The 14,869-nt window shown below is 40.5% G+C and carries 13 protein-coding genes; all 13 read left to right on the top strand.

The genetic code is table 11. The features are described 5' to 3' along the window. The first annotated feature begins 12 nt into the window (after nucleotides 1-12). The 13 genes from AAGU76_RS17470 to AAGU76_RS17410 are packed head-to-tail and all read left to right on the top strand — an operon-like array spanning nucleotide 13 to nucleotide 14,844. Complete coding sequence (locus AAGU76_RS17470) at nucleotides 13-654, top strand: hypothetical protein (RefSeq protein ID WP_342486812.1); 642 nt, start codon at nucleotides 13-15, stop codon at nucleotides 652-654. Next, nucleotides 644-1,816, top strand: a complete 1,173-nt coding sequence (locus AAGU76_RS17465) for a hypothetical protein (RefSeq protein WP_342486811.1) — start codon at nucleotides 644-646, stop codon at nucleotides 1,814-1,816. Before AAGU76_RS17470 ends, AAGU76_RS17465 begins: the two co-directional genes overlap by 11 nt. Then, entirely contained in the window at nucleotides 1,809-2,927 is a 1,119-nt protein-coding gene (locus AAGU76_RS17460) for a hypothetical protein (RefSeq protein ID WP_342486810.1), read from the top strand. The genes AAGU76_RS17465 and AAGU76_RS17460 overlap by 8 nt, the downstream gene beginning before the upstream one ends. Before the next feature lies 1 nt (nucleotide 2,928). Then, the gene (locus tag AAGU76_RS17455; RefSeq protein WP_342486809.1) at nucleotides 2,929-4,188 is read left to right on the top strand and encodes a hypothetical protein; all 1,260 of its coding nucleotides are present in this window, start codon (nucleotides 2,929-2,931) and stop codon (nucleotides 4,186-4,188) included. Between the two features lie 15 nt (nucleotides 4,189-4,203). Beyond that, entirely contained in the window at nucleotides 4,204-5,478 is a 1,275-nt protein-coding gene (locus tag AAGU76_RS17450; protein ID WP_342486808.1) for an O-antigen ligase family protein, read from the top strand. Next, complete coding sequence (locus AAGU76_RS17445; protein WP_342486807.1) at nucleotides 5,408-6,673, top strand: glycosyltransferase; 1,266 nt, start codon at nucleotides 5,408-5,410, stop codon at nucleotides 6,671-6,673. Before AAGU76_RS17450 ends, AAGU76_RS17445 begins: the two co-directional genes overlap by 71 nt. 1 nt (nucleotide 6,674) lies before the next feature. Further along, nucleotides 6,675-7,868, top strand: coding sequence for a glycosyltransferase family 4 protein (locus AAGU76_RS17440; protein ID WP_342486806.1), 1,194 nt, complete (start codon nucleotides 6,675-6,677; stop codon nucleotides 7,866-7,868). Next, the gene (locus AAGU76_RS17435) at nucleotides 7,858-9,309 is read left to right on the top strand and encodes an oligosaccharide flippase family protein (protein ID WP_342486805.1); all 1,452 of its coding nucleotides are present in this window, start codon (nucleotides 7,858-7,860) and stop codon (nucleotides 9,307-9,309) included. The genes AAGU76_RS17440 and AAGU76_RS17435 overlap by 11 nt, the downstream gene beginning before the upstream one ends. Before the next feature lie 33 nt (nucleotides 9,310-9,342). Continuing rightward, nucleotides 9,343-10,800, top strand: coding sequence for a polysaccharide deacetylase family protein (locus AAGU76_RS17430; protein WP_342486804.1), 1,458 nt, complete (start codon nucleotides 9,343-9,345; stop codon nucleotides 10,798-10,800). A 20-nt stretch (nucleotides 10,801-10,820) separates the two neighbouring features. Continuing rightward, a complete protein-coding gene (locus AAGU76_RS17425; protein ID WP_342486803.1) occupies nucleotides 10,821-12,131 on the top strand; it encodes a nucleotide sugar dehydrogenase in 1,311 nt (436 codons plus the stop codon). A gap of 21 nt (nucleotides 12,132-12,152) precedes the next feature. After that, nucleotides 12,153-13,115, top strand: coding sequence for a Gfo/Idh/MocA family oxidoreductase (locus AAGU76_RS17420; protein ID WP_342486802.1), 963 nt, complete (start codon nucleotides 12,153-12,155; stop codon nucleotides 13,113-13,115). A gap of 11 nt (nucleotides 13,116-13,126) precedes the next feature. Then, nucleotides 13,127-13,708, top strand: a complete 582-nt coding sequence (locus AAGU76_RS17415; protein WP_342486801.1) for a DapH/DapD/GlmU-related protein — start codon at nucleotides 13,127-13,129, stop codon at nucleotides 13,706-13,708. Between the two features lie 5 nt (nucleotides 13,709-13,713). Then, the gene (locus AAGU76_RS17410) at nucleotides 13,714-14,844 is read left to right on the top strand and encodes a DegT/DnrJ/EryC1/StrS family aminotransferase (RefSeq protein WP_342486800.1); all 1,131 of its coding nucleotides are present in this window, start codon (nucleotides 13,714-13,716) and stop codon (nucleotides 14,842-14,844) included. Nucleotides 14,845-14,869 lie beyond the last annotated feature (25 nt).

Raw genomic sequence — 14,869 nt, 5'->3', positions numbered from 1 at the left:
AGGTGGGTTATGGTGAGTTTCAGCGGTATCGACAGTTCCGGCAAAACAACACAAATAAACATGCTTTATGATTATTGCTTAAAAAAAGGAATAAGGGTCAAAAAAATATGGGGGAAGGCAAGAGGAACTCCCGGTATTCTGCTGGTCAAAAGCATTGTACGTCGCGACAGGAAGATGAATTTTGAACAAAAGATGTCATACAGAGATCAAATATACAAAAGCACGGTTAAGAAAAAACTTCTGCTTATTGCATCGATTTTGGATCTGTGCTGGTATTTCGGCATATATTACAGGTTTCTTGATTTTTTCAACACAGTATTAATCTGCGACAGGTATATTTGGGATACATATGTGGAACTGAAAACAGAATTTTCAGGCATAGAAATCGACAGATGGCCGTTATGGAAATTTGCGGTGTCAGTATCGCCAAAACCTGAAACATCATTTGTTTTCACCATAACGGCTGAGGAGTCGCTGAAAAGGGACAAAGAGAAAAATGAAGCAGCACCTGACAGCCTGAATATTAAAAAGGCTAAAATCAGTCTGTACATGGATTTGATGGAAGAAGGGAAATGGACACACGTGATGGATGGATTAAAGCCGATAGACGAAATACACAAAAGCATATTGGAGGCCCTTAGCATTGAGAATTGATGAAATGGTGCTCAGAGAGGATTTTTACAGTATCAATGAGAACACTTTGAATAGATATTTTAAAACTGTGTACGGAGAAGCCGCAGACATTAAAACCAGCGGGTACAATTTTAAAAGTCACCTTGTGATTTATCCGCGCGTTGGTATTATTATGACAAGAACACCGAGCATTAAAATACTGCGCTTTCTTCTGAAGCAGTACAATATAAGGAATAAGATGATCAAGAGGACACTGGCAAAACTGTATGTGCTGTGCTGCTGTTTTTCCGCAGGGCTCTTATCCGAAAAAGGTCTAGAGGTGTGCCCCAAGAGCATAATCGGTGATTCCGCTGCTATTATTCCGGCAAACAGGAAAATCAGAATTTATTATTTTGATGAAGGATATGTGGATGCTGTAATAAAAAATGGTTTTACCCGCAAGTATTTTGACAATGAACTGTCATACCGTTTAAAAAACAGTTATGCTTTTATACCGAAAATACTGGATTACGGCGAAGACTGGTATCGCGAGAAAATATTATCGGGACAGTCTCTTGCCAGGATAACAGATGAAAGACTGTATCAAAAGTGTGTAAGAGAAGCGGCAGGATACATGAAAATAATAGCAGTCGGCTCTTTGGAATACATAGATGCTTCAGAATATGCCAAAAAACTCTATGATGACATAAAAGCTAAAATAAAAGCTGCAAAGTCCATTAAGAATATCAGCAGCTGCGAAACAGTTCTTGAGATTGCAGAAAAGGCAGTAATGAAATGCATTCTCTTAAATGCCATGATCCCGGCCGTGGAAACCCACGGGGACCTTCAGTCGGGAAATGTGTGGGTGGAAAATGAAAGTGAAAGGACGTACATAATCGATTGGGAAACACATCAGAAGAGAAGCATATGGTACGACTGCGCCACAATTTTCCTGTCAACAAGGAGGGCAGACATGCTTAAAAAGATGATGGACGACAGGGAAAAAGACTATGTGAGAGAGTCAATCCTGTTTAATGACACAAGGAAGGATTACAACATGCTGGCAGTTATAGCCGTCATAACGCTGGAAGATATAATGTTTTACCTTGAAGATATGCTTGAGCTGCCTCTTGATTACGGCGGAAAGATTTTCGACAGCATGGCAGAAGAAATAGATAAGATGGGATGGAGATACCATGAATGATCTGTATGAGGAATTTGTGAAGGCAGCTTTTAAAAACACGGAACTGACTGAGTATGAAAAAAAAACTATCATCCGGTTATATGAGCAGGAAGGACAGAAAAACATATATGAATTTTCGAAGAACAAAAAGATACTTCCTTTTGCAGCAGCGCTCATGTCACAGTTTGATACTGACAGCAGGTTTTGGGATGACATAACACTGGAATATAAAAAACGCAACGAAGAGATAATCAGATGTCTGGATGCTGTATTTAAAAAAATGGAAGAGCGCTTTGTAAACAAAATATTTGTTTCTGAAAATTTCGGAGCACTTTTGCTTTCAGACAGCGACAAATCGCTTTTTGCTTCAGGGGATGTGGACATTTATGCTGACATATCTCAAAAATCAGAAATTTATGAATCATTCCGGGAACTGGGATACAAAATTAAGGAGAGGTATACCCAAAATAAACTGATTAATTCAAGTTTTCACAATGAAGCTTGTTTACCGAAGGAATTTTATTTTTCAGTATGCTGGTATCCGTTGTCAAGAATCAAGCTGCCGTGTTTTGTAACTGCAGATGAATTCATTGAATGGGGCAAACTTTTAAGTTACAGAAGCACTGCAATAAAGCTGGCAGACATAGAATCTGCCATGTACATCTGCCTAATGCACATTTCCCTGCACAGCTTCAGCCGGGCACCTGACATCAGGCTGTACATAGATATAAAGAATATTTCAAGCTTATCTGTGAACTGGGAAAAAATATGTGGATTTGCAAAGCGGGACGGAACAATGGTTAGGCTTTTGACAGCATGCATTCTGTCGAAAAAGCTTATAGAGGCTGACATTCCAGATGCTATTCTTGATTATAGAAAACATTATGAAAAACAGATATCAAGGATTTTAAAAATTGTTTATGACAGTGAAAGCAATTCTCTGTTATATGAGCCCCGGGGCCTTAAGGTGCTTCTCATTGAAGCAAATTCCAACGACACAGGCTTTTTTTACGGCATCTTGGACATATTGCTGCCGAACAGAAACTGGCTGAGAGAAGTTTACTGCAAAAATGACAGCAACATTTTATGGGGTTATATAAAACATATAAGAAACTTGCTGGAAGGTGGATAATATGAAGCACTTAGTGTTAATTGCAGGAATGTATTACCCTCAGCCCTCACCTACAGGCAGATGTGCTTCCCGGTATGTGTCGTTGGTGAAGGACAAATATCGTGTGGATGTGATATTCATTCAGTCAGGATCAGAAAAAATGTACGGAAAGCAGGTGCGCGGTGAGACATTGTACGGCTTATGCAACTGGCGCCTTCTCACAGAAAATTGGTTTGCAAAGCGAAGGATGAAAACATCCCACAGTATATTAAAAAGTGTTTATCATGCAGGTGTTGTTGCCATGAAGGCTGCAGGCAGGATTCAGAGTGTGGTTTTTTTCCCTGACAACCTTCGATGGTACTATAAGAAATCATACGCTCAGCTTCTAAAAATCCATGCAGAAAACAAAATTGACGTTGTTCTAACTGTAAACTCGCCGTTTTCTGCACACCTGGCAGGCAAAGCCTTTAAAAATGCTTTTCCGGAAGTGCGGTGGGTAACCTATACCGTTGATCCTTATTATTTAAGCAGCCGAATCGGCAAGAAGTTTTTTGGTAAAAATGCGGGAAAATCTTTACACGCAGAGCAGGAAGTTCTATCACATGCAGACATCAATTTGCTGTCTGAGGAAATATTTGAAAACGGAAAAGGACTTTATGCATCCTTTAAGGCCAAGACTTTTCCGCTGCCATACCTGATGCCATCTAATGATATGCAGACTGACAGCCTGCTGTTTAATCATAATAAGATAAATCTGGTATATGCAGGACGGTTTTACAAGGATATCCGAAATCCTGAATACCTTCTTAAAGCCTTTTTGGGTACAAAAAATAAGGATCTGATTTTGCATCTGTATGCTGCCAGCGACTGCGAAGAACTAATCGACAAATGTGTCAGAATGTCCTCTGGCAGAATCGTAAGGCACGAACTGGTTGCACAGGATGAAATCATGAGGGTAATTAACAGTGCTGATGTGCTGGTAAGTGTTGGAAACTCAGCACCTGAATTCAAACCGAGCAAGACGTTTGAATATGTTTCTTCCGGAAAGCCGATTATCGGCATATACAAAAACAAGTTGCAGGACACAACGCTTAATTTGTATCCGTTGGCAGTCCAGATAGATGAAGATTCCTCAAGCGTTGAAGAAGGTTCTATGCTCATGGAAAACTTCAGTCTCAGGAGCAAGGGAAAAAATGCGGATGCTGAGGAAATCGAACATATATACAGCAAACATTTCCCAACATATATTAAAAAAATACTGAACTCAGCCATGGAACAGTAAGGCACAGGTGATAGCATGGAAAAGTCTCTGAAGACATATGAAGTACAAAGTAAACAAAAAACACTTGCTGCAACAATTTGCTTCCTGATATCATTCACGCCGATTCTGATTTTCATAAAAAGCATTTCTGGTTTTTTCGTCGGTGAATGGTTCAATCTGGATACATTTATGATGTACCTGATCATGCTGTCAATGTTTGCAAAATCTTTTCTGATTGTAGGCAGGAGCTTAAAGCTTGATGTCATTTTCATGATTCTGTTTTTTTCCTTTGTCTATATGGCAACATACTTGTTTTTCCCGGCCAACAGGGAGCTCATGTTTACTTCGGTAAGTGATTTGCTTGGAAACCCTTTATATGTGTTGTTCTTTTTTTCAATATCAGGATATGTTTTAATCCGGTACATTACAGACTATAACCTTCTGTATGACTATTTGACGGTATCTTCGGTTACAGTCGGAATATGCTCAATATCAACATACTTCATACAGCTCTTTCGCGGAATGAATCTGGAATACATGACATTTTCATACAACATGACACTGCATACCTCATTTCTTCTGGCCATGTATTTTGAAAGAAAAAAGCCGCTTTTTCTTGTGATAGGATTGCTGTGCTTTACTGCAATCATACTGACCGGAGCCAGAGGACCGCTCGTATGCATAGCATTTTCTCTGCTTTTGTACCTATTCTTGAGAAAAGCACCACTTCTTAACAAAATGCGGGTGTTCATGCTGCTGGCAACTTCACTGCTATTTATAGCATTGTTTTTCGACAGCATATTATCATGGCTGATATTCATTTCAGATAAGTTTGGAATGAACAGCAGAACACTGCAGCTTTTAATGAACAACAGCATTTTTAATGACTCCGGCAGAGGCATGATATGGACTGCAATCATCAAGTCTTTTTCATTGTTCGGCGCCGGACTGTACGGCGATAAACTCATATCTGACGGACATTATGCCCATAACCTTTTCATAGAGGTTATGGCACAATTCGGCTATGTGTTTGGACCAATAATCATATGCACAGTGCTTTTAGTCATTTTCAGCGGTATTAAAAGCAGGAATAAAAAAATCCGCAACCTGGTTACTATATTTTTGTCCACAGGGTTCATAAAGCTTTTTTTATCAGGCAGTTATCTGAACATGGAGCCTGCGTTTTACATATTGCTGGGCTTGGGAGTCAATTCGATTCATCATTCAAAGGAGGATGAAAGTGAGAATATTGTGGTTGTGCAACATAATGCTACCGATTGTTTCAAACAGTTTAAACAGACAGGCAGATAGTTTTGGAGGGTGGCTGACAGGACTGTCAAACGACCTGCTGAAAATAAGTGATGTTCAGCTATCGGTATGTTTCCCTGTTTCGTCTGAGGATGGGCTTCTTAGCGGTGAAGTTGAAAACATGAAGTACTTCGGATTCCCACAAAAAAAACTTGATAAGCATTATGCAAAAACCGAGGAGTACTTTGCATACATAATTCAGAAGGTCAATCCTGATGTGATTCATATTTTCGGAACAGAATTTCCGCACACGCTGGCTATGGTGAACACTTGTGAGAGACTTGATGTCGTCCATAAGGTGTTAATAAGCATACAAGGGCTCGTGTCCGTATATCCCATTCACTATTATGCCTCTCTGCCCATGAGAATCATCAGGGGATATTCTTTCAGGGACTTCATCAGAAGACAGAACATGGAAAGGGCATGCAAAAAAATGCTCGAAAAAGGTTATCTGGAGATTGAAGCACTTAAGAAAGTAAAGCACATTACAGGCCGAACTTCCTGGGACAGGGCATGTACGTCACAGATCAATCCGGAGGCAGCATATCACTTTTGCAATGAAACGCTCAGGGATGAGTTTTACAAGCATGAATGGTCATTGGATCAATGCGAGCCATATTCTATTACAATCAGCCAGGCATCACATCCTATAAAGGGTGCTCATCATATGCTTGAGGCATTGCCCCGCATATTGAAGGTTTTTCCTGAAACAAGGCTGTATGTTGCAGGATACGATATAACAAAATCCAACACCATGATTGAAAAAGCCAGACTGACTGCTTACGCCGGATACTTAAGGGAGCTGATTCAAAAATTCAGTTTAAAAGATCATGTGATATTCACCGGAATACTGGACGAAAAACAGATGTGCCGCAGATATTTAAGATCCAACGTATTTGTATTGCCGTCGTCCATTGAAAACAGTCCGAACTCCCTTGGTGAAGCAATGATTCTTGGTGTGCCGTGCGTTGCTGCGGATGTGGGAGGGGTTGCTGACATGCTGAAGCACAACCAGGAAGGATTTGTTTATCAGGCAGATGCTCCGTACATGCTGGCATATTATGTGTGCGAAATATTTAAAAACAAGGAAAAGGCAGCTGTATTTTCTCAAAATGCCAGGATACATGCCTCACTAACTCACAACAGGGACATGAACATCATGAGAATTATGGAAATATACCATGAAGCAGGTAAATAATATGAATATCGTTCACGTTTGCCTCAACAGTCCCTATACAGATGGCTGGGGGTACCAGGAAAATATCATGCCGGGCTGCCACAGAAAATTCGGTCACACAGTCACCGTCATCGCCCAGAATAAAAGGCATATAGATTCAGGTGAAGTTGAAGAAGCTGCATGTGATGACTATTTTCTCAATGATGGAGTAAGGGTCATAAGAGTCGCAAAGCAAAAGATGTTATGCAGCAAGCTTATGGATGTTTTTTCACCCTATGACATATATGGTTTGCTCTGCGCCTTAAGACCTGACTTTATTATGGTTCACGGTCTCATGGGAAGCATTTCGGCTCTTCAGGTGAAAAAATATATCAAAAAAAACAGCAGCTGTGCCGCAGTGGCTGATATCCATCAGGATTACTACAACTCTCCCGTGAACAGCAAAGTAAAGGATAGGGTGCTGATGAGCATCCTTAGACAATTGAACAGAACAATGTATCCGTACTATAAAAAGATTTTCTTCATAGCGCCGTCCTGCAAAAAATTTGCTGAGGAGTACTACATGGTTCCCCATGATAAGCTTGAGCTGCTGCCTTTAGGCTGCGTGCAAGAGGTGGGAAGACAGCAGACAGAGTCAGTGAGGGCTGAAACAAGGAAAAAATTCGGATTAAAGGATGATGACATTGTGGTATGCCATGGAGGTAAGCTTGACGTCAAGAAAAAGAGCTTGGAGCTGATCCGTGCCATAAAAGCGCTGAACAAGGAAAACAGCAGTATTAAACTGATTATTTTCGGCTCTCTCTCCGATGAAATCCAGCAGCCCATGAAAAATGAAATCAGTGACTGTGGTGGTTTTATCAAGTACGCCGGAATGTTAACACCCGATGAATACTACAAAATTTACAAGGCTTCCGATATAGCTGTATTCCCCGGGGGGCAGTCGGCACTGTGGCAGCAGGCTATAGCCTGTGGGCTGGCAGTGGTGGTAAAGAGGCATTTTGGTGCTGAATACCTTGACCTTGGCGGCAATATTGATTTTCTGGAAGACGGCTCATCAGAGGAAATATATGAGAAGCTGAAGCAAATAACAGACAGCTCAAAATATGAAGAGATGAAAAGGGCAGCAAAGGAAAAGGGAGCCGGTTATTTTTCCTATGAGCGTATATCATTGAGTGTATTAAAATATGCAAATGGAGAAGCGAATAATGAACATTAGCAGACTGAAAAAGGATTTTTTGTGGTATTCCATTGGTGCAGCTGTTCCGATGATTCTTGGCTTCATAAAAACGCCCATATTCACCAGGTATTACAGCCCCACGGACTATGGCAATCTTGCATTGGTAAATACAACGTTCAGCTACATAAATTTATTTGCCTTTTCATGGCTGCTCAGCTGCATATGGAGATATTACATTCACGAAAAGAACAACAAAGATCTGGACACGTTTTATACTACAATTGCCGCACTGCTTTTCATAGGGTTTCTGTTTACAACACTGGCGGCAGCAGTCTGGATTTTTTTTGCACAGGATGCAGTGGTAAAGAAATTAATAGCTGCAAATTATTTAAGCCTTGTTACACATGCCATTACTTCAATATACCTCATAACCCTACGGCTTGACGGGAAATCATCAGCATACAATTTGTTGGTATCAATTACGGCAGTGATCAGCTTTGTCATATTGCTTGTTCTGACATTTGTATTTAAGAATTCAATCGATGCAATGCTTAACTGCAGCAACATTGTAAATTCTGTTTTTGCAATATACATTATCCATGAATTCGGGAAAAATTATGTGTTTGACCTGAAGAACATATCCAGGAAACTTATAAGGGAATTGACGGCGTACAGCTTTGCAACCATTTTATTCAACATCAGTCTGCTGCTGCTCGTATCCGGCGACAGGTATGTAATAAAAATATTCTACTCAACTGATAAGGTAGGTATTTACAATCAGATTTACGGATTGTCTCAAATCAGCGTCTTTGCATTTGTAAATATATTTTTCAATATAGTCAACCCGCACTTATTCAGGCTTTATGAAGAAGATATAACGAATGAAAACATGTTTTACAGGTACGTGATGCTGTACCTGATCTGCATATTGCCGTGCACGGTTTATTTCAGCCTGTTTTCAAAGGAAGTAGCAGAGCTTTTGCTAGGTGAGAAGTTCAGAGTAGGATATAAGATGATGCCGTACATTATGATCACGACGTTTATATACGGCATATCAAATATGCATGAAGACCGCCTGAGATTTAAGCATAGGCTGAAGAAAATAGTAATTAACTTAACTGCTGCATGCATGACAAATATTGTTCTGAATTTTATTTTTGTACCTGTTATGGGATATGAGGTTGCTGCAGTATCCACCTTGATAGCATACTTATTGCTGTATGTGCTGGACGTGAAAGCTGATACACCTGATATCATAATGGTTGCACGATTGCTAAAAAGCAGGTACAGACTGATTGCATGGATGGCAGGGATGTTGTCGGCACAGGTTATATTTCATTATATCATGAAGTACATTTTTGAAGATTATACGGTTCGTATTGCCATAATTGAGGGCAGTGTGTACATGGCGGCGTTTTATGCATTTATGTACCATAAATTCAGAAAGGATATGAATGTAAAAGAAGATTCTCTAAGTTAATCATTGTCGGAAGTCAAAAATATGAGGTGGATTATGTTATGGCTGCACATACAGAATTCAGACTTTAAAAATCAGATTGAATATGCATTTATGAACATCTTTTTCATGGCTGGACTGGAATTCAAGGTGCTGAGCCACATAGAAGATGAAAGGTTGAAACATGATGATATTATAATTGATTACGGGTATAGGGTATCTGATTTTCAGCAGTCAGGCTGCCGTAATGTGATTTTCATCAAGCAGTGCGGCAGACTTTTCGGAAAAAACTATATGGATATCCTGTCTATTCCTGAAAATGTCAGACATTATAACGGTCATCTCTCTATATTCAGCGAAGACTGCGAACTGTACATAAATGAAGATTATACCGCCGGAATTATAGAAACAAATATGGATATTGTTTCGGACATATTCTTTATGCTAACCAGGTACGAGGAAGTCATAAATTTTGAAGCGAGCCGGAAGGAAAGATTCAATCGATTTCCGGCAGCGGAATCATTTGCTTTTAAGAACGGATTTCTGCACAGGCCTGTTGTAAATGAGCATGCGGACCTCTTGTGGAGCTTTATCGAAAGGTTTAACCTGGGGTATAAAAAAAAGAAATGGTGGGGGGACAAGAAATTTGCTGCATGTTTGACTCATGACGTGGATGACGTTTTGAAATACAATACTATTGGAGTTTTGCTCAGGTCATCTGCAGGGTTATTTATAAAACATAAAAAACCGATTGCTGCAATAAAGATATTGGCAGGACGTTCAGGAGGATACAGACGGGATCCATACTACACCTTCGACTATATAATTGATCTGGAGAAGTCTTATAACTTTAAATCATCCTTTTATTTCATGACCGGAGGAAGCTCAGAGTTTGATAACTTTTACAATGTACACGATGCAAAGGTGGTAAAACTAATACAAAAAATTGAAAATGAAGGGTTCGAGGCCGGATATCACGGCAGCTTCAACAGTTACAGCCATGAAGAAGCCCTTGTAACGGAAAAGAAAGAGCTGGACTCAATAATAAAAGAAATGCCATACGGATGCAGACAGCATTTCCTGAGATTTTCAGCTCCGTCAACATGGCGAATACAAAGCAAGGCCGGATTTCTGTATGACACCACTTTAGGCTTTGCAGATGCTGAGGGCTTCAGATGCGGAACATGCTTTCCATTCAAGCCCTATGACATAGTTGAAAACAGACTTCTGGAAATATGGGAAATACCTCTCATCGTTATGGAGCAAACGCTTAAAGGCAAAGACTACAGAGCATACACGCCGGAGCAGGGAATGGACGTTTCTAAAAAATTAATAAGTACAGTTAAAAAGCACAATGGTGTCTTTGTGCTTCTTTACCACAACACATCCTTTGACTGTACGGATGAACTTCTTGATGGATGGACTGAGGCTTATGAAGAAACGATGAGGTGTTTATATGAAAATGATTGTCTCGCTACAAGCGGCAGAGAAATAATAAAACTGATAACAGAATAAGTAAGGGAGGTGTATAATAATTGAAACATAGTCTCATGCAAAAGCTAAAAGATAAAACAGCAACACTGGGTGTAGTTGGTCTCGGATATGTAGGGCTTCCTCTTGCCGTTGAAAAAGCAAAAGCAGGATACAGGACTATCGGTTTTGATATGCAAAAGAAAAAGGTTGACATGGTTAACGAAGGCAAGAATTATATAGGCGATGTTGTTAATGAGGATCTGGAAGCCATAGTATCGTCAGGGTTCCTTTCAGCCACAACTGATTTTGCAAAGGTTGCGGAAGCTGACTGCATATGCATATGTGTACCAACGCCACTGGATTCACATCAGCAGCCTGATATAAGCTATGTTAAGACTTCTGCAGAAAGCATAGTTCCATACATGCATGAAGATATGCTCATAGTGTTGGAATCCACCACTTATCCCGGTACTACCGAGGAATTGCTCAAGCCTATTTTTGAGTCTTCGGGATTGAAATGCGGACAGGACTTCTACCTTGCTTTTTCTCCGGAACGTGTTGATCCAGGCAATATATTGTACAAGACTAAGAATACACCTAAGGTTGTGGGCGGAATTACTCCTGAGTGCACAGAAATAGCGGCAGTATTGTATGAAAAAATTCTGGAAGCTCCCATCCATCGCGTTTCATCGCCTGCAGTGGCTGAAATGGAAAAAATACTGGAAAACACATACAGGAACGTTAATATTGGCCTTATAAACGAGCTGGCAATACTGTGCAACAAGATGGGCATTAATATCTGGGAGGTAATAGATGCAGCGAAGTCCAAGCCATACGGATTTCAGGCGTTTTATCCCGGCCCAGGGCTTGGCGGTCACTGCATACCTCTGGATCCGTGCTACTTGTCATGGAAGGCCAGGGAGTACGGATTTCATACATCCATGATTGAATCATCAATGATGGTAAATGACCGTATGCCTGAGTACTGCGTTGAAAGAGCAAGCAGAATATTAAACCGATTCAGAAAAACAATAGGCGGCTCAAAAATCCTGGTGCTGGGCGTAGCTTACAAACAGGATATCGACGACTGCAGGGAGAGCCCGGCACTAAGAGTCATTGAAGAACTTAACAAAGACGGGGCACAGGTTATGTTTTATGATCCATTCATTAAGGAATATCAGCATAACAAACATGTATTCAAAGGAGAAAAAGAACTGACGATGAAATTGGTTGAAGGCGCTGATCTCGTTATGATCACCACTGCTCACACAGATGTGGATTACGATATGGTGCAACGGCACGCCTCATTTGTATTTGACACAAAAAATGCAATGAAAAACTGCAGCAGCAGAGAAAATATTGAGCTTCTGTAATCCGCGGAAGGGGGAAAAAATATGAGGAAAAGAATATGTGTGATCGGAGGGGGGCGATGGGGGAAAAACCATATTAAAACTCTTCATAAGCTGGGAAATCTGTGCGGAGTTGTTGAAACTGACGGGAAAACTCTGCAGGACATTGTGACGCAATATCATACGGAAGGTTTTTTAAACATTGAAGAAGCCATAGACAGGCAATTTGACGGATATATTCTTGCAACTCCGGCTGAAACCCATTATCCGATCGGGAAAAACCTTCTTGAAAGGGGATTGAATGTTCTTATAGAAAAACCAATGGCTCTTTCCTCACTTAACTCGGGGGAACTTATGAGCATTGCAGAGAAAACCGGAGCAAAACTTATGACAGGCCACCTTTTGCTGTTTCATCCTGCCATAAAAAAAATCAAGGAGATGATTGAAAGTGGTAAATTAGGCAGACTGCACTACATTTATTCAAACAGATTGAATTTTGGAACAGTGAGAACTGAAGAAAATGTGTTTTGGTCATTTGCTCCTCACGATATATCCGTGCTTGATTATTTAATCGGAAAACAGGCTGTCAGTATCGAAGCAGTTGGATCTGAGTTTCTTCAATCCGGAATTTGTGATTTTACGATGACACATATTACATACCCGGAAAATGTCCACGCCCACATATTCGTATCCTGGATTCATCCATTCAAGGAACAGAGACTGGTGGTAATAGGCAGCAGGGGCATGGTGTCATTTGACGATTCATCTGAAGAAAAGATTATTTATTTCTATGATAAGCACATTGATGTGGTATTCAACCAGCCGGTGATTACTGAAAAGCCTGCCGAAAAAATATTTTATGAGAAAGCAATGCCTCTGGAGGAAGAATTGAAATATTTTATTGAAAATCTAAACGGTAAAATTGAAATATCGGATGGTAAATCAGGGCATGAGGTGGTCAAGGTCCTTGAAAGGGTTCAGGAAATATTAATGAACAAGAAAGTTTAAAGGAGAAGATAATGGCAGGTTATTTCGTTCATGAAAGCAGCTACATAGACGATAATGTAGAAATTGGTGAAGGAACAAAAGTGTGGCACTTTTGCCATGTTCAGAAAAATTCTAAAATAGGTGAAAACTGTTCCATAGGACAGAACGTGAACATATCCAATAATGTAAAGATAGGAAACGGGGTAAAAATACAAAACAACGTTTCTGTTTATGAGGGAGTGGAGCTTGAGGATTATGTCTTCTGCGGACCGTCAATGGTATTTACGAACGATCTGACACCCAGAAGCAAGTATCCCAAGGGCAGTGCCGGATACAGGAAGACACTTGTGAAGGAAGGGGCATCGCTGGGAGCAAATTCAACTATTATTTGCGGAAACACCATTGGAAGATGGGCTATGATTGCCGCCGGTGCTGTGGTAACTAAAGATGTGCCGGATTATGCCCTGATGGCCGGAGTGCCGGCAAGGAGAGTCGGGAGCGTATGCGAATGCGGTATGAAACTGAACGGGTCACTGAGCTGTCAGTGCGGAAGAAAATACAAAATGACTGAAGGAAAAATAAAAGCAGAAACAGAAAATGATATTAGGGGGTGATTGAATTGGAATTCAGGGATTTAAAGGCGCAATACACAAAATATAAACAGGAAATTGATCGTGCAGTGCAGGAAGTGCTGCTCAAAGCCGACTTCATAGGAGGAAGCCAGGTTAAGGCTCTGGAAGATAGAATTGCTGATTACACAGGGGTAAAGCACTGCATAACATGTGCCAACGGAACTGATGCCATGACCTTAGTAATGATGGCCTGGAATATAAAATATGGAGATGCGGTGTTTGTGCCTGACTTCACTTTTTTCTCCACTGCAGAAGTAGTAGCGTCCAGAGGCGCAACCCCGATCTTTGTGGATGTTGAAAGAGAAACATTCAATATTGATCCTGTGAAGCTGGAGCATGCAATTGAAAATACACTGAGTGACGGAAATCTGGTACCAAGAGCCATAATACCTGTTGATTTGTTCGGGCTTCCTGCAAATTATCCGGAAATAGAAAAAATTGCAAGAAAGTACAGCCTCCTGGTGTTGGAAGATGCAGCTCAGGGATTCGGAGGAAGCATAAATGGGAAAAAAGCGTGCAGCTTTGGAAATGCCGCCACAACATCGTTCTTCCCTGCAAAGCCCTTAGGCTGCTACGGAGATGGGGGTGCTGTTTTTACAGATGATGACAGGCTTGCAGAATTATTAAAATCCTTGAAGGTCCACGGAAAAGGAGACAATAAATATGACAACATAAGAATTGGAATAAACTCCAGGCTTGATACAATACAAGCAGCAGTATTGAATGTTAAGCTTACTGCGTTTATCAGTCATGAGCTTGATGATGCAAACAGAATTTACGTCTTGTACAATGAAAGGCTGAATGGAATCGTCGAAATCCCGTTTGTTCCAAAGGGTTTTTTGTCAAGTTTTGCACAGTACACAATAAAACTTAGAAACAGGGAAGAAAGGGATGGGCTTCACAAAAGACTTGCGGATTTCAACATACCAAGCATGATTTATTACATAAAGCCCATGCATAAGCAGGCAGCATTCTCATATCTGAATAACAGCAATAAGGATTTTGCAGTTGCCGACCAGCTGTGTGATGTTGTTTTATCGCTGCCGATCCATCCGTACATGAGTGAAGCAGATGTTGATTCAGTATGCAGTGTTTTAAAGGATTATGTCGGAATCTGAAAAAACAATGCAGACAATGTTTTTA

The organism is Sedimentibacter sp. (genome assembly GCF_038562225.1).
Lineage (GTDB): Bacteria > Bacillota > Clostridia > Tissierellales > Sedimentibacteraceae > Sedimentibacter.
This window is presented reverse-complemented; position numbering and strand designations above follow the sequence as displayed.